The sequence below is a fragment of the Frigoribacterium sp. CFBP9029 genome (assembly GCF_034045305.1).
Lineage (GTDB): Bacteria > Actinomycetota > Actinomycetes > Actinomycetales > Microbacteriaceae > Frigoribacterium.
The window spans coordinates 215347-231585 of record NZ_JAXCWB010000005.1; the positions used below are offsets into that span (position 1 = coordinate 215347).

The following is a 16239-nucleotide window of genomic DNA, read 5'->3' on the forward strand; positions in this document are numbered from 1 at the left end:
CGGGTGACCGTCTCCATCCGCCTCGCCGCCGCTCCCGACGTCCGACCGCTCGCGCACGTCGCAGCCGTCACGTTCCCTCTGGCCTGCCCACCCGGCACGCCTCTCGTCGAGATCGCCCGGTTCGTCACCACGACCCTCAGCGCCGAGCGGTTCGCCGAGTACCTGGACGACCCCGCGCGGACCCTCCTCGTCGCCGTCGACGAGGAGATCGACGATGTCGTCGGCTACGCGATGCTGATCGAGGGCGAGCCGTCCGACGCCGACGTCGCCTCAGCCGTGACGGCCCGGCCCACGGTCGAGCTGAGCAAGTTCTACGTGATGCCCGACCGGCACGGGCAGGGCGTGGCGGCGCGCATGATGGCCGCGGTCTTCGAGGCCGCCGCCACCGATGGCGCCGAGTCCGTCTGGCTCGGCGTCAACGGCGAGAACGCGCGCGCTCAGGCGTTCTACGCCGGGCGGGGCTTCGAGACCGTGGGTGCGAGGCGCTTCGTCGTGGGCGGTCGCGAGCACGACGACCTCGTGCTCGAGTGCGCCGTCTGACACACGGCCGGCAGCAGGGTCACTCGTCGCCGACGCGCAGCACCAGCTTGCCGCGGGTGTGCCCCTGGGCGAGCCTCCGCTGGGCGTCCGCCGCGTCAGCGAGGTCGTAGACGTCGTCGATGTACACCCGGACGTCGCCCGAGTCGAGGAGGCGCGTGACGACGGCCAGGGTCGCCGCGTCGGGGGTCACCGCGAAGCCCGTCGAGCGGACGCCCGCCTCGGTCGCCAGCTCGGCGACGGCGGGCCAGGTCGACGGCGACGCGTGCACGAGCAGCCCGCCCGGTCGGAGAACCGGGAGCGATCGTCTGGCGACGTCGACGTCGTCGAGGAGGTCGACCACGACGTCGATGTCCCGCACCGTGCGGTCGAACTCCGAGACGGAGTAGTCGACGACCTCGGCCGCTCCGAGTTCGCGGAGCCAGCCCGAGTTCCGACTCGAACCCGTCGCCACGACGTGCGCCCCGAAGTACGAGGCGAACTGCACGGCGAAGTGCCCGACCCCGCCCGCGCCCGCGTGGACGAGGATGCGCTGGCCCTCGTGGGCCTTGGCGAGGTCGACGACGAGGCCCCAGGCGGTCAGGGCCGCGAGCGGCACACCCGCCGCCTCGACATGCGAGAGTGCGGGGGGTTTGCGGGTGACCGACTGCGCGGGCACGCTGACGTAGGGGGCGTAGCTGCCTCCTCCTCGGGGGAACGCGGTCATGCCGTAGACGGCGTCGCCGACCCGGAGGGGATGGGCCGCGTACGGCGTCTCGACGACGACCCCGCTGAAGTCGCGCCCGGGTACGACGGGGAACGCGGTGGGGGCGACGCCGTCCCCGAGACCCTCGCGCGCCTCCTCGTCGCAGCGGTTGACCCCGGCCGCCACGACCTCGATCAGCACCTCGCTGCCGATCCGTCGGGGCCGGGGGACGTCTCGGGCGACGATCCGATCGGCACCGCCCGTCTCGTCGATCACCATCGCGCGCATCGTCGTCGCCATCGTCGTCGTCATCGCTCTCCCTCGGACCCCTGGGCGCAGTGCACGTCAGGTGCACGGCCGGCCTTCGCGGGTCCTCCCCAGTAAAGGGCGACCGTGAGTCGGACGTGTTTCGACGGTGTCACTGCTCGGAGAAGTCTCGACGGGGCGAGCGGAGCAGCAACGCGCGGCCCGGCCGCGGAGTCAGCGCAGCGGGTCGTACGGCGGAGGTTCGTACGCGCGGCGACCGAGCGCGAAGGGGTCGACGGGCGCCTGCCGCGCGAGGGTGTCGAGCACGTGGTCGGCGAGCGTCACGAGGCGGTGGATCTCGTCGTCGTCGCGGTCGACCCAGCGGCTGAGGGGCACCTCGTCGACGGGCACGAAGTCGAGGTGCTGCTCCCAGACGACGAGGGTGCGCTCGGCACCGAGCACGTACTGCTGCCAGAACACCTGACGCAGGTACGTGCGCGGGATGCTCGTCCACGCCTTCTTGGTCGTCTTGATCTCGCAGAGCTCGACCCGGCCGTCGGGCCGCACGGCGACACCGTCGGGGGTCGCGAGGTGTCGGCGCTGGTCGGCGGCGTGGAACAGCTTCGAGCTGGGCTCGATGCCGTGCTCGCGCAGCACCCAGCGGGCGATCTCGGGCTCGCGCGCACGACCGTGATCGGTGTAGGCGTTGCCGCCGAAGCCGTTGCCGTACATCTTGTCGAGCACGACCGCCTGCACGGCCTTCGCGCTCGACAGGCGGGCCACGTCCGTGGCCGTGATGCCCTGGCTGCGGGCCCGGAGCCAGGCGATGCGGTCGGTCGAATCGGCCAGCACGCGGGTCTCGTGGGCGGGGAGGCGGAGTCGCCGAGGAGGCGCGGGCTCGGTCTCGTCGTCGTCCCACAGGGAGAGCATGGGCTGGACGACGGTCATGCCTCCATTGTCGCTCGTCGAGGCGGCTCGATCGAACCGGCGGAGACCGTGTCGGCCGGACTCGGGGCGTGTCGCTCGGAGCGGGCGCCTGCCTCGTGCGGTCAGACCGCGGCGGCGAGCTCGTCGATGGCGGCGGGGGAGAGGGCGTGGTGGATCGCGAGCATGCTCGCCCCGATCATCGCCGCCCGGTCGCCCGATCGGGACTGCACGATGCTGAGGTGCTCGGTGGCGAGGGGCATCGACCGCGTGTACACGATCTCGCGCACCCCGGCGATGAGGTGCTCGCCCGCCTGGGCCATCGAGCCGCCGATGGCGATGACCGACGGGTTGATGACGTTGACGCAGGCGGTCAGGACCTCGCCGAGATCGCGACCGGCCTGCCGGACGGCCTGGATCGCCTCGATGTCGCCGCGACGGACGAGATCGATGACCTCGCGACCGCCGGCCACGTCGCGGCCCGAGGCGCGCAGCGCGCGGGCGATGGCGGGCCCCGAGGCGACGGCCTCGAGGCAGCCCACGTTGCCGCAGTGGCAGGCGATGCCCGCGCCGCGGGGGATCTGCACGTGCCCGATGTCACCGGCGATCCCCTGCGCGCCGCGCTGCAGGCGACCGCCCGAGATGATGCCCGAGCCGATGCCGGTGGCGACCTTGACGAAGAGGAAGTGGTCGGTGTCGGGGAACGCGTGACCGCGCTCGCCGAGGGCCATGATGTTGACGTCGTTGTCGACGAGCACGGGCACGTCGAGGTGACGCCGCATCCAGCCGGGCACGTCGAAGCCGTCCCAGCCGGGCATGATCGGCGGGTTCACGGGGCGGCCCGTGCCGAACTGGACGGGGCCGGGCAGGCCGATGCCCACACCGATCAGGTCGTCCCGACTGCGGCTGAAGCCCGAGAGGAGCGTGTCGGCCGCGGTGAGGAGGGCCGTCAACCCCGCCACCGGGCCGTCGGCGATGTCGATCTCGGTGCGCAGCACGGCGAGCTCGTCGCCCATCAGATCCGTCAGGGCGACGTTCAGATGCCCCGCCCCGAAGTCGGCGCCGAGCACCACCCTGGCCGACGGGACGAGGGCGACCCGCGACGGCGGGCGACCCCCCGTGGAGACCGCGTCGGCGAAGGGGCCGACGAGACCGAGCTCGATGAGCGCGTCGAGTCGAAGGCCGATCGTCGAGCGGGCCAGCCCCGTCATGGTCGCGAGCTCGGCGCGAGTCCGCGGCCGACCGTCGCGGAGCAGCTGGAAGAGCTCGCTCGCGCCGGCGCTCCCCAGCGCCGACGACCGGGTCGTGTCGGACATGTGAGCAGTAAAGCACAGGCGGAGATGACGATCGAGACAAGCTCGTCGATTCACGACGACTTTTGCTTGCGCGTCGACAGAAGCGGTCCTATGGTGAGTCTCGATCACCGGCGATCGACTCCCGAACGGGGGTGGTTCCGTCGGTGCCGCCACCACTCGAAGAGGAGTCCATCAGGTGACATCACCGATCTCGGTCCAGCTCTACACCGTCAGGGACGCCATCGCGGCGGACCTGCCCGGCACCCTCCAGCGCCTCGCCGACATCGGCTACACGCAGGTCGAGCCGTGGGGGTTCGTCGAACGGGTCGACGAGTACGCGGAGGCCCTCCCGGCCGCCGGCCTCACCGCGCCGAGCGCCCACGCCAAGCTCGTCGGACAGGACCTCCAGCCGATCTTCGAGGCTGCGGTGCGCCTGGGCGTCTCGACGGTCATCGACCCGCACATCGACGAGACGCGCTGGATCACCCGCGAAGACGTCGAGGCCGTCGCCGCCGAGCTGGGCGAGGTCGCCGAGGCGGCGCGTGCGCACGGTCTCACCGTGGGGTATCACAACCACGCGTTCGAGCTCGAGAACCTCATCGACGGCACCCCGGCCCTCGAGGTCTTCGCGGCGGCGCTGCCCGCCGACGTCGTGCTCGAGATCGACACCTACTGGGTGGAGGTCGGGGGCGTGGACGCTGCCGAGCTGCTCGCCCGCCTGGGCGACCGCGTGCGGTTCCTGCACATCAAGGACGGTCCGAAGACGAAGGACGACACCGAGCAGGTCGCCGTCGGCCGGGGCACGATGCCCGTCCGCGACATCCTGCGCGCCGCACCGCAGGCGCTCGCCGTCGTCGAGCTCGACGACCACAACGGCGAGGTCTTCACGGCGCTCGAGCAGAGCCACTCGTTCCTGGACGGGGTGCGCGCATGACCGACACGACCACGGCCTCCGCGACCACCGCCTCCTCGGGGGCCCCCTCCGCCGCGGCGAAGACCGGGCCCGTCGGAGTCGGCGTCATCGGCGCCGGCGTCATCAGCGACCAGTACCTCGGCAACCTGACGCGGTTCCCCGATCTGAAGGTGCTGTTCATCGCCGACATCGACGAGGCGCGCGCCGCGGCGCAGGCCGAGAAGTGGGGCGTCCCGGCCAGCGGATCGGTCGACGACCTGCTCGCCGTCGACGACGTCGAGATCGTCGTCAACCTGACCATCCCGGCCGCTCACGTGGAGGTGGCCCTCAAGGCCGTCGCCGCCGGCAAGCACGTCTGGGGCGAGAAGCCCTACGCGCTCGACCGCGAGAGCGGGGCGCGACTGCTCGCCGCGGCGAAGGACGCCGGCGTGCGGGTGGCCGTGGCCCCCGACACGTTCCTCGGCGCCGGGCTCCAGACGGGTCTCCGCGTCGTCCGCCGCGGCGACATCGGCACGCCTCTCACCGGGCTGGCGCTGTTCCAGGTGCCCGGCCCCGAGTCGTGGCACCCGAGCCCCGAGTTCCTGTTCGCCTACGGCGCCGGGCCGATGTTCGACGTCGGGCCGTACTACCTCACGACGCTCGTGCAGGTCTTCGGCCCGGTCGCGAAGGTCACGGCGACGTCGTCGAAGGCGCGCGACACCCGCACGATCGGCTCGGGCCCCAAGGCGGGGACGGTGTTCCCCGTCGAGGTGCCGACGCACATCAGCGCGCTGCTCGAGTTCGAGAGCGGCACGAGCGCGCAGGCGGTCTTCAGCTTCGACTCGAAGCTGGCCCGTGCGGGCTTCGTCGAGATCGCCGGCACCGAGGGCACGGCCGTGTTCCCCGACCCGAACGAGTTCGAGGGCGACACGCTCGTGCACACCGGCGCCGACGAGCCGACGGTCGTGCCGTCGAGCGGATCGACCTTCACCCGCGGCACCGGCGTCGCCGAGCTGGCGCAGGCCATCCGTGGCGGTCGGCGCGAGCGGGTGCCCGGCGAGCTCGCGTTCCACGTGCTCGACGTCATGGTCTCGCTCGCCGAGTCGGCCGATCGCCACGAGGGCGTCGTCGTCGACTCGACCCTCGAACCGACACCCGAGCTGCCGGAGGACTGGGACCCTTCGGTCGCGACCCTCGGCTGAACCGCCACCGACGCCCGGCCCCGGGCGCCCCTCGACGACGAGACCGGCACCCGGGGCCCCGGGCCGCAGCACCTCCCGCCCCACCCCACAGACCGCACCACCGACGCACAGCACCAGAGACACAGCACCAGAGACACAGCACCAGAGACGCACAGCACCACCAGCACCTTCCCTACTCGAAGAAGAGAAATCTCGAAGATGAGACACCAGGAGAAGTCATGACGAACAAGACCCGTTGGATCGCAGCACTGGCCGTAGGAGTCGTGGCCGCAGGGTCGATGACCGCCTGCTCCGCCTCAGGCGGCGACGGCGACAGCAAGACGATCACGTACTGGGCCAGCAACCAGGCCCCCACGGTCGAGAAGGACGCGGAGATCCTCCAGGAGTCCATCGACCGCTACACGGAGGAGACCGGGGTCGAGGTCGAGCTCGAGGTCATCCCGTGGTCCGACCTCTACAACCGCATCCTCACCGCCGTGTCGAGCGGCGAGGGCCCCGACGTGCTGAACATCGGCAACACGTGGGCGGTGTCGCTGCAGTCGAGCGGCGCGTTCGTCCCGTGGGAGGGCGACCCGCTCGAGGCCGTCGGCGGGCAGGACCGCTTCGTGCAGTCCAGCTTCGCGACCGGTGGCGCCGAGGGGCAGGCTCCGACGTCGGTGCCGCTCTACGGTCTCTCGTACTCGCTGTACTACAACACGGCCATGTTCGAGGCGGCCGGCATCACCGACCCGCCCGCCACGTGGGACGAGTTCGTCGAGGACGCCAAGAAGCTGACGATCGACACCGACGGCGACGGCGAGATCGACCAGTGGGGCGTGACCATGGCGGGCTCGAGCATCTCGAACAACTCGCACCAGGCGTTCGTCCGGGGTCTGCAGAACGGCGGGGCCCTCTACGACGACAGCGGCGAGCCCGACTTCGCGAACGACGGCGTCGTCGCGGGCGTCAAGCAGTGGGTCGACCTCATGGCCGTCGACAAGGTCGTCTCGCCCTCCGACGCCGAGAGCGTCAACGGCTCCGACATGGCGGCGACCTTCGCCGACGGTCAGGCCGCGATGTTCTTCGACCAGGCGCCCGACGCGAACCTCGCCGCCCGTGACTTCACGGACTACGCCGCCGCACCGGTGCCGATGGAGAGCGCCGACGCGACAGGCCTGCTCGGCACGCAGAGCCACGTCGCCGGCATCAACGTCAGCGTCTTCGACAACTCGGACAACAAGGATGCGGCGATCGACTTCGTCAAGCACCTCACGAGCGACGAGGAGCAGGTCTACCTGAACCAGTCGTTCAGCTCGCTGCCCGTCGTCACCAGCGCGTACGACGACCCGGCGTTCCAGTCGGAGACCATCAAGCTGAAGCAGGTCACGCTCGCCGACCACGCCCAGCCGATGCCCCTCTTCCCCTCGGAGGGACAGATGGAGACCCTGGTCGGCACCGCCGTCAAGGGACTCCTCGCCACCGCTGCCCAGGGCGGTTCCGTCAGCGAGGACGACGTGAAGTCGGCCCTCGAGGACGCGAACAGCCAGATGAGCTCGGGTCAGTAGCCCGTCCCACCGCTGCAGGTCGGGGCGGCCGGTCGATCGACGACCGGCCGCCCCGGCCGAGGCCCCGAGAGGACCCTCATGACCGTCAACGTCCTGCCCCCCGCGACGTCCGAGAAGGACACGCCGCCCGATCCGCATCAGCTGGCTCCGATCGAGCCCGCGAAACGCAAGAGGCACCGCTCACCCCTGGCGTACCTCCTGGTCACGCCGGCCGCCCTGGCCGAGCTGCTCGTCCACATCGTCCCGATGGTGCTCGGCATCTGGATCGCCTTCATCACCCTCAACCAGCTGAGCATCGCGAACTGGGTCAACGCCCCCTTCGTGGGGCTGCAGAACTTCGTCACCGCGCTCGACCCGAGCTCGCCGATCGCCACGCAGCTCTACGGGGCGCTCGGGCGGACGCTGCTCTTCACCGTGATCGTCGTCGCGATCGCCTGGAGCATGGGCATGCTCGGAGCGGTGCTGCTGACCAGCTCGTTCAAGGGCCGCGGCGTGCTCCGCACGCTCTTCCTGGTGCCCTACGCGCTGCCCTCGTACGTCGGCACGATCGCCTGGGCGTTCATGTTCAACCAGCGCGACGGCGCCATCAACCGGTTCCTGGTCGACGACCTCGGGATCCTGCAGGACCGCCCCTTCTGGCTGCTCGGCGGCAACTCGTTCTGGGCCATCGTCATCGTCACCGCATGGCAGTTCTGGCCGTTCGCGTTCCTGATGCTGCTGGCCGCGCTGCAGAACATCCCGGGCGACGTCTACGAGGCCGCCAGCCTCGACGGCGCGAGCCTCTGGAAGCAGTTCACGCAGATCACGCTGCCGATGGTCAAGCCCGCGAACGCGGTGCTGCTGCTGATCATGAGCCTCTGGATCTTCAACCAGTTCAACGTGCCGTACGTGCTCTTCGGCCCGGCGTCGCCCGAGCAGGCGACGTTGATCTCGCCGCTGATCTACCAGCAGTCGTTCAACAACTGGAACTTCGGTCTCGGCGGTGCCATGAGCGTCATGCTCCTGGTGGTCCTGCTGATCGCCTCGGCGTTCTACATCCGCATGGTGCTCCCGAAGGGACAGAACGACAATGATTGAGACCCGCGGCTTCAAGATCTTCCGCTTCTTCGGGCTGGCGTTCCTGTCGCTGGTCGTGGTCATCCCGCTCTACGTGGTGCTCACGACCTCGATCAAGCCGCTCGCCGACGTGCAGGGGCTGTTCACCTGGATCCCCTCGCGGGTGACGCTCGAGCCGTACGTGCAGATCTGGCAGACGGTGCCCCTGGCGACGTACTTCAAGAACAGCCTGATCGTCACGGTGTCGGCGACGATCCTGTCGGTGTCGATGGCCGTGCTGGCCGCCTACGCCCTGGCCCGCATGAGGTTCCGCGGCCAGCGCAGCTTCAGCCTGGTCGTCCTGTCGACGCAGATGTTCCCCGGCATCCTGTTCCTCCTGCCGCTGTTCCTCATCTTCGTGCAGATCCAGCGCACGGTCGGGGTGCAGCTGACGGGCAGCTACCTCGGGCTGATCATCACGTACATGACCTTCTCGCTGCCGTTCTCGATCTGGATGCTGACGGGGTACTTCGCGTCCATCCCGAAAGAGCTGGAGGAGGCCTCGATGATCGACGGCACGGGTCGCCTCGGCGCCCTGTTCCGCGTGATCATCCCGGTCGCGAAGCCCGGCATCATCGCCGTCGCCGTGTACGCCTTCATCACCGCCTGGGGCGAGGTGCTCTTCGCCTCGGTGCTGACCAGCAAGGACACCCGCACCCTGTCGATCGGACTCCGGGCCTACGCGTCGCAGCAGGACGTCTACTGGAACCAGCTCATGGCCGCCTCGGTCGTGGTGTCGCTGCCGGTTCTCATAGGCTTCATGCTCGTGCAGAGACACTTGATCACCGGGCTCTCGTCGGGGGCCGTGAAGTGACCCCTCCGGGCGAGGTCGCGGCGGTCGGTCTCGCCCTCCAGGGGGAGACCGCCGGAGGCGCGGCTCCGGTCGAACCGCTCCGTGTCGGCATCGTGGGCGGGGGCTTCATGGCCCGCGTCCACGCCGGCGCGGCACGGGCGGCCGGTGCCCGAGTGGTCGCCCTCGCCTCGTCCAGCGCCTCGAGCGCCGGCCGCGCGGCCGGCGTTCTCGGCGTGGACACCGCGCACGAGACGGTCGACGACCTCGTGCGCGACCCGCGGGTCGACGTGGTCCACGTCTGCTCGCCGAACGCGACGCACGCCCCGGTGGCGCTCGCGGCGCTCGCGGCGGGCAAGCACGTCATCTGCGAGAAGCCGTTGGCGACCTCGGCCGCCGAGGCGACGGCTCTGGTCGAGGCCGCCGCCGCGGGCGGACTCGTCGGCGCCGTCCCGTTCGTCTACCGCTACCACCCGATGGTGCGCGAGGCCAGGGCCCGGGTCGCGGCGGGCGAGGCCGGTCGGGTGCTCAGCGTGCGGGGCTCGTACCTCCAGGACTGGCTGCTCGACAGCGGCGACGTCGACTGGCGGGTCGACTCGGCGGCCGGCGGGCCGTCGCGGGCGTTCGCCGACATCGGCAGCCACCTGGTCGATCTGCTCGAGTTCGTGATCGGCGATCGGCTGGCGCGGCTGACGTCGACCACCAACCGCGCGCACGACAGCCGGGGCGGCACCCGCGTCGACACGGAGGACGAGGCCGCGGTGGTCTTCGAGACCCTCGGCGGTGCGATCGGGACCCTCTTCGTGTCGCAGGTCGCCCCGGGTCGGAAGAACCGCCTCCTGCTCGACGTGTCGGGCACCGCCGAGAGCCTCGAGTTCTCGCAGGAGGAGCCCGAGACCCTCTGGGTCGGCCGCCGCTCGGGCGCACGCCTGGTGCCGCGCGACGCGTCGATCCTCTCGCCCGACGCCGCACGGCTCTCGACCGTGCCGGCCGGCCACCCGATGGGGTACGTCGACGCCTTCGCGGCGTTCGTCCGCGACGCCCACGACGCCGTCCGCGGCGGCGCGCCCGAGGGGCTGCCCACCTTCGCCGACGGCCTGCGGGCGGCACGGGTCACCGAGGCCGTGCTCGACTCGGCGGCCGGCCGCACCTGGGTCGACGTGCCCTGAGCAGGGCGACCGCACCCGCGCCGAGACCGACGACCGCCCCGAACGAGAAGGACCCATGACCGAGAGCTCCCGCCCCGTCACCCTGTTCACCGGCCAGTGGGCCGACCTGCCCTTCGAGGAGGTCGCCGCGCTCGCGGCCGGCTGGGGGTACGACGGGCTCGAGATCGCCGCATCGGGCGACCACCTCGACCTCGAGCGAGCGGACGTCGACGACGCCTACCTGCGGTCGCGACTGGAGGTGCTCGACCGTCACGGGTTGAAGGTCTGGGCGATCTCGAACCACCTCACCGGGCAGGCCGTGTGCGACGATCCGATCGACTTCCGACACCAGGCCATCGTCCGCCCCTCGACCTGGGGCGACGGCGACCCCGAGGGCGTGCGGCAGCGCGCCGCCGACGATATGAAGCGCGCCGCGCGCGTCGCCCGCAAGATGGGGGTCGACACCGTCGTCGGCTTCACCGGCTCGAAGATCTGGCCCTACGTGGCGATGTTCCCCCCGGTGCCCGCCTCGGTGATCGACGCCGGCTACCAGGACTTCGCCGACCGCTGGAACCCCATCCTCGACGTCTTCGACGCCGAGGGGGTCCGGTTCGCGCACGAGGTGCACCCCAGCGAGATCGCCTACGACCACTGGACGAGCGTCCGCACCCTCGAGGCCATCGAGCACCGTCAGGCGTTCGGCTTCAACTGGGACCCTTCGCACATGCTCTGGCAGGGCGTCGACACCGTGGGCTTCATCACCGACTTCGCCGACCGGATCTACCACGTCGACTGCAAGGACACCCGGATCAAGCCGCCGTCGGGTCGGTCGGGCGTGCTCGGCTCGCACCTGCCCTGGGGCGACCCGCGGCGCGGCTGGGACTTCGTCTCCACCGGTCACGGCGACATGAACTGGGAGGACGCCTTCCGCGCCCTCGACTCCATCGGCTACGACGGCCCCATCTCGATCGAGTGGGAGGACGCGGGCATGGACCGCCTGCACGGCGCTCCCGAGGCGCTCGCGCACATCCGTTCGCTGCTCTGGAAGCGGCCCACCGCCTCCTTCGACTCCGCCTTCTCGAACCAGTAGCCCGAGAGACCTCGACATGCCCCGCACCCTCCTCCCCGGCCAGCGCTGCCGCGTGCTGATCGTCGACCCCGCGACCGGGGCGACCGAGACCGTCTTCGAGAGCCGCACCCTGCTGGTCGAGGCACCCAACTGGAGCCCGGACGGCCGCTGGCTGGTCGTCAACGGCGACGGTCTGCTCTGGCGCCTGCCGGTCGACGCCCGCGCCGTCGACGAGACCGCGCTCGAGGCCGTGCCGATGGGCGACGTGCCCGAGATCAACAACGACCACGTGATCGCGCCCGACGGGTCGGTCGTCTTCGTCAGCGCCCGTGACGGGCACGTCTACGAGATCCCGTGGGAGGGCGTACCCGCGGGGGAGTCGGCCCGCCGCGTCACGCGTCCGCACCCCGAGGGGCGCAACCACAAGAACTACCTGCACGGGGTCTCGCCCGACGGCGGCACGCTCAGCGTGATCGTGGGCGCCCTGCCGGCGCCGGTCGCCGACCCCGGAGCCGAGGAGGCGCGGGTCGACTGGCGCACGAACGTCGCCCTGGTCGCGGTGTCCGACGGCGCGGCCACCCCGGTCACGGACGACGAGCACCCCGACGACGGGGCCGAGTTCGCTCCCGACGGCGCCCGGCTGTGGTTCAACTCGGAGCGCGCCTCCGGGGGAGTCGCCGGTCACGCTCAGCTGTTCCGCACGGGTCTCGACGGCGCGGGGGCGGTGCAGGTGACGCACGACGAGCGGGTGAACTGGTTCCCGCACGTGTCGCCTGACGGCTGCACTCTGCTCTACGTCTCGTTCGAGCCGGGGACGCTCGGTCACCCCGAGAACCGCGACGTCGTGCTGCGCACCCTCCCGCTCGGCGGCGACGGCCTGCCCGAGCCGGGGGCGACGCCGCACGACGTCCTCGCGCTGTTCGGCGGCCAGGGCACGGTGAACGTGCCCGGCTGGTCGCCCGACTCGTCCCGTTTCGCCTGCGCCGACTACCCCCTCGCCTGAGCGACGTCACGGCTCGTCCATCGGCGCTGCACAGTCCGCTCATAGGAATCTCCCGATACTGGAGAATGTGACCACGACGCCCCCCGCCACCGCAGCCGCCCCGAGACTCACCCGGGCCGACGGATCGCCTCTCCGAGTTCTCGTCGTCGACGACGAGAACAGCCTCACCGACCTGCTCTCGATGGCGCTCCGGTACGAGGGGTGGGACGTCAAGGCCGCCTCCGACGGGCAGAGCGCGCTGACGCTCGCCCGCGAGTTCAAGCCCGACGCGATGGTGCTCGACTGGATGCTGCCCGACATCGACGGTCTCCAGGTGCTCGGCCGCCTCCGTCAGGGCGGCGACGACACCCCGATCCTGTTCCTCACCGCGAAGGACGCCGTCGAGGACCGCGTGCAGGGGCTCACCGCCGGGGGCGACGACTACGTCACCAAGCCGTTCTCCCTCGAGGAGGTCGTGGCTCGACTCCGCGGGCTGATCCGTCGTTCGGCGTCCGCGCTCAGCGAGAGCGCCGACTCGCGCATCACGGTGGGCGACCTCGTGCTCGACGAGGAGAGCTACGAGGTGCACCGAGGCGATCGCGAGATCGAGCTGACGGCGACCGAGTTCGAGCTGCTCCGGTTCCTGATGCGGAACCCGCGTCGGGTGCTGAGCAAGGCGCAGATCCTCGACCGGGTCTGGAGCTACGACTTCGGCGGCAAGTCGAGCGTCGTCGAGATCTACATCTCGTACCTCCGCAAGAAGATCGACGCCGGCGAGGAGGCCATGATCCACACCGTGCGCGGCGTGGGTTACGTGATCAAGCCCGTCTCGTGAGTCGGCCCCTGCCCTCTCCGACCGGGTCGCGCCTCCGGAATTCCTGGCGGCGCCTCGGGCGGAGCATGCCCGGCGTCGCCGGCCCCCTCACCCTGCGGCAGCGTCTGATCCTCAGCATCGTGGCGCTCGTCGTGCTGCTGACCGTCGTGATCGGCTCGCTCAGCGTGCTCGTGCTGCGGGTGTCGCTGATGGACCAGCTCGACGGCGAGCTCGCCGGGGCGACCACGCGGGCGGCTTCTCAGGGCGGCGCGTCCGCGCCCTCCCTCTCGCCCGACGGCGACGAGCTCAACGGACCGCGTCAGGCTCCCGGCACGGTGACCGCCGTGGTCGTCGACGGAGTGGTGCGGGCCGCCTACCGCATCACCGACGGGGGCGACCTCGAGACCGTCGACCTCGGTGCGTCGGGCGACTCGCTGGCCGCCGTCGTCGAGAGCCCCGTCGACGGCGACGGGCGGACGCCGGCGATGACGGTCGACCTCGGCGGCGATCTCGGGTCGTACCGGGTCGAGGCCCTGCGGGGCACCCTCCTGTCGAGCTCGACGCCGGCCTATCTCGTCGTCGGTCTGCCCACCGGCAGCGTCGACCGCACCATCACCGTCATGGTCGTCGCCATCGCCGCCGTGACGATCGTCGGTCTCGCGGTCGCGATCGCCATCGCGTTCGCTGTGGTCCGATCGGCGCTGCGGCCGCTGCAGCGGATGTCCGACACGGCCCTCCGGGTCGCCGAGCTGCCGCTGGACCGCGGCGAGGTGGCGCTCGCCGAGCGCGTCGACGAGCAGGACACCGACACCCGCACCGAGGTCGGTCGCGTCGGCGCGTCGCTGAACCGCATGCTCGGCCACGTCGCCGGAGCGCTGGAGGCGCGGCAGCAGTCCGAGAACAAGGTGCGGCAGTTCGTCGCCGACGCCTCGCACGAGCTCCGCACCCCGCTCGCGTCCGTGCGCGGCTACGCCGAGCTCACCCGTCGCATGAACACCGATCTGCCCGACGACGTCGTCTACGCCATGGGGCGGATCGAGTCCGAGGCGCTGCGGATGACCTCGCTCGTGGAGGACCTCCTGCTGCTGGCCCGACTCGACGAGGGGCGCGACCTCGTGCTCGCCGACGTCGACCTGACCCGCATCGTGCTCGACGCCGTGAACGACGCGCACGTGGCCGGGCCGTCGCACGACGTCGACGTCGACGTGCCCGACGAACCCGTGGTCGTCTCGGGCGACGGCATGCGGCTGCACCAGATCGTCGCCAACCTGCTGACGAACGCCCGCACCCACACGCCCGACGGCACCCGCGTGCACGTGACGCTCTCGGTCGAGCCGGGCGCCGCCGTCGTCCGGGTCGCCGACGAGGGCCCGGGCATCGACCCCGGGGTGCTGCCCGTGCTGTTCGAGCGGTTCGCCCGGGCCGACAGCTCGCGGTCGCGCAAAGCCGGATCGACCGGTCTCGGCCTGGCGATCGTGCAGGCCGTGGTGCAGGCGCACGGCGGTCGGGTCGACGTCGACAGCTCGCCGGCCGGGGCCGCCTTCACCATCCGACTGCCGTTCCCCGCGACGGCCGCCGCTCGGCTCGACGCGAGCTGACGCCGACGCAGGAGGCGCGACTTGCGTGATCGCGCCTCCTGCGTCTACTCTGTTCACAGCCCAAGACCGCCGGTCGTGTTCGCCTGCTCGCAGACGGATGCCGAAGGTTCTCGAGAGAGAGCGACCAGCGCAGGTGTGTGAAGTCGTTCCTCTTCTCGAAGAGATCCAGCTCCGTGCGCTTGCGCCGGAGCTTTTTTCTTTGTGCTGAACACCTCAGACCCGAGATCAGTCCTCTGATCTCAGACCTGAGGCGTGCAGCGTTCGAGGCCGGGGGGCTACCGGCACACCCACGTTTTAGGAGAGCCATGGCGAACAAGGAAGCATCGGTCGCCGAGCTCACGGAGAACTTCCGTGACTCGACCGCCGTTCTGCTCACCGAGTACCGCGGTCTCACTGTTGCCGAGCTGAAAGAGCTCCGCAAGTCCATCAGTGCAGACGCGACGTACGCCGTGGTGAAGAACACGCTCAGCAAGATCGCGGCGAACAACGCCGGAATCAGCTCGTTCGACGACGAACTCGTCGGACCTTCTGCGATCGCCTTCGTGCACGGAGACCCTGTCGCCGTCGCCAAGAGCCTGCGTGACTTCGCCAAGGCACACCCCGCTCTGATCGTGAAGAACGGTTACTTCGACGGTAACCCGCTCACGGCAGACGAGGTCAAGCAGCTCGCCGATCTCGAATCCCGAGAGGTGCTGCTGGGCAAACTGGCCGGCGCCTTCAAGGCTTCGCTGTTCGGTGCTGCCTACCTGTTCCAGGCACCGCTGTCGCAGGCCGTTCGCACGGTCGAGGCGCTGCGTGCCAAGCAGGAAAGCGACAGCTGAACAGCTGTCGTACCAACCCACACTTTAGAAAACCCATAAGGAGAACACCATGGCGAAGCTCACGCAGGACGAACTGATCGAGGCCTTCAAGGAGCTCACGCTCATCGAGCTCAGCGACTTCGTGAAGAAGTTCGAAGAGGTCTTCGAGGTCACCGCTGCTGCCCCCGTGGCCGCCGCCGGTGCCGCCGGCCCCGCCGCCGCCGCTGAAGAGGTCGAAGAGCAGAGCGCCTTCGACGTCGTGCTCGAGGCTGCTGGCGACAAGAAGATCCAGGTCATCAAGGAGGTCCGTGCGCTCACGAGCCTCGGTCTCGGCGAGGCCAAGGCCGTCGTCGACGGTGCCCCCAGCACCGTCCTCGAGGGTGCTTCGAAGGAAGCCGCCGAGAAGGCCAAGGGCCAGCTCGAGGCTGCCGGCGCCACCGTCACCCTCAAGTAATTCCGCTTCACCGCTTCACACGAAAGGCGTCACCCTCCGGGGTGGCGCCTTTCGCCGTCGCGCCCCGTGCGCGTGCCCGTGCGTGCGTGCGTGCGTGCGTGCGAGCGTGGCAGGGGCTTCGGCGGGTTCCTGTCATCGGCGGCGGGTCAGCGCTGACCCGCCGC

At 70.6% G+C, this 16239-nt stretch carries 16 protein-coding genes; 13 read left to right on the top strand and 3 right to left on the bottom strand.

The window, feature by feature from the left end; genetic code table 11:
• Nucleotides 1-3 precede the first annotated feature (3 nt).
• A complete protein-coding gene (locus tag SOM11_RS09175) occupies nt 4-540 on the top strand; it encodes a GNAT family N-acetyltransferase (RefSeq protein WP_192058771.1) in 537 nt (178 codons plus the stop codon).
• 19 nt (nt 541-559) lie between these two features.
• On the opposite strand, the gene SOM11_RS09180 is transcribed toward SOM11_RS09175, so the two are convergent.
• The 3 genes from SOM11_RS09180 to SOM11_RS09190 all read right to left on the bottom strand — a co-directional run bounded on the left by SOM11_RS09180 (nt 560) and on the right by SOM11_RS09190 (nt 3708).
• The gene (locus tag SOM11_RS09180) at nt 560-1534 is read right to left on the bottom strand and encodes an NADP-dependent oxidoreductase (RefSeq protein ID WP_243214575.1); all 975 of its coding nucleotides are present in this window, start codon (nt 1532-1534) and stop codon (nt 560-562) included.
• 168 nt (nt 1535-1702) lie between these two features.
• Complete coding sequence (locus SOM11_RS09185; RefSeq protein ID WP_243214574.1) at nt 1703-2416, bottom strand: YqaJ viral recombinase family protein; 714 nt, start codon at nt 2414-2416, stop codon at nt 1703-1705.
• A gap of 101 nt (nt 2417-2517) precedes the next feature.
• Nucleotides 2518-3708, bottom strand: a complete 1191-nt coding sequence (locus SOM11_RS09190) for an ROK family transcriptional regulator (RefSeq protein WP_243214572.1) — start codon at nt 3706-3708, stop codon at nt 2518-2520.
• Between the two features lie 175 nt (nt 3709-3883).
• Here SOM11_RS09190 and SOM11_RS09195 point away from each other — a divergent pair, with 175 nt between their 5' ends.
• The 12 genes from SOM11_RS09195 (at nt 3884) to rplL (ending at nt 16075) form a co-directional block, all read left to right on the top strand.
• Nucleotides 3884-4621 (top strand): sugar phosphate isomerase/epimerase, encoded by a 738-nt coding sequence (locus SOM11_RS09195; RefSeq protein WP_320477842.1) that lies wholly within the window; start codon nt 3884-3886, stop codon nt 4619-4621.
• Nucleotides 4618-5781, top strand: a complete 1164-nt coding sequence (locus tag SOM11_RS09200) for a Gfo/Idh/MocA family oxidoreductase (RefSeq protein WP_320477843.1) — start codon at nt 4618-4620, stop codon at nt 5779-5781. Before SOM11_RS09195 ends, SOM11_RS09200 begins: the two co-directional genes overlap by 4 nt.
• 218 nt (nt 5782-5999) lie before the next feature.
• Nucleotides 6000-7325: an ABC transporter substrate-binding protein gene (locus tag SOM11_RS09205; protein ID WP_192058762.1), complete on the top strand. Its 1326-nt coding sequence runs from the start codon at nt 6000-6002 to the stop codon at nt 7323-7325.
• Between the two features lie 78 nt (nt 7326-7403).
• Nucleotides 7404-8402, top strand: a complete 999-nt coding sequence (locus SOM11_RS09210; RefSeq protein WP_192058760.1) for a carbohydrate ABC transporter permease — start codon at nt 7404-7406, stop codon at nt 8400-8402.
• Complete coding sequence (locus tag SOM11_RS09215) at nt 8395-9234, top strand: carbohydrate ABC transporter permease (protein WP_192058758.1); 840 nt, start codon at nt 8395-8397, stop codon at nt 9232-9234. Before SOM11_RS09210 ends, SOM11_RS09215 begins: the two co-directional genes overlap by 8 nt.
• Entirely contained in the window at nt 9231-10379 is a 1149-nt protein-coding gene (locus SOM11_RS09220; RefSeq protein ID WP_308196203.1) for a Gfo/Idh/MocA family oxidoreductase, read from the top strand. The genes SOM11_RS09215 and SOM11_RS09220 overlap by 4 nt, the downstream gene beginning before the upstream one ends.
• Nucleotides 10380-10434: 55 nt before the next feature.
• Nucleotides 10435-11448, top strand: a complete 1014-nt coding sequence (locus SOM11_RS09225; RefSeq protein ID WP_320477844.1) for a sugar phosphate isomerase/epimerase family protein — start codon at nt 10435-10437, stop codon at nt 11446-11448.
• 16 nt (nt 11449-11464) lie between these two features.
• A complete protein-coding gene (locus tag SOM11_RS09230; RefSeq protein WP_320477845.1) occupies nt 11465-12430 on the top strand; it encodes a biopolymer transporter Tol in 966 nt (321 codons plus the stop codon).
• Nucleotides 12431-12485: 55 nt separating this feature from the next.
• On the top strand, nt 12486-13244 hold the full coding sequence (locus tag SOM11_RS09235; protein WP_374231395.1) for a response regulator transcription factor: 759 nt from the start codon (nt 12486-12488) through the stop codon (nt 13242-13244).
• A gap of 65 nt (nt 13245-13309) precedes the next feature.
• A complete protein-coding gene (locus tag SOM11_RS09240) occupies nt 13310-14821 on the top strand; it encodes a HAMP domain-containing sensor histidine kinase (RefSeq protein ID WP_320477846.1) in 1512 nt (503 codons plus the stop codon).
• Nucleotides 14822-15126: 305 nt separating this feature from the next.
• Nucleotides 15127-15642 carry a 50S ribosomal protein L10 gene (gene rplJ, locus SOM11_RS09245; protein WP_192058752.1) on the top strand — a complete coding sequence of 172 codons (516 nt, stop codon included), beginning with the start codon at nt 15127-15129 and terminating at the stop codon, nt 15640-15642.
• 49 nt (nt 15643-15691) lie between these two features.
• Nucleotides 15692-16075 carry a 50S ribosomal protein L7/L12 gene (rplL, locus tag SOM11_RS09250; RefSeq protein WP_192058750.1) on the top strand — a complete coding sequence of 128 codons (384 nt, stop codon included), beginning with the start codon at nt 15692-15694 and terminating at the stop codon, nt 16073-16075.
• The last annotated feature ends 164 nt before the right edge of the window (nt 16076-16239 follow it).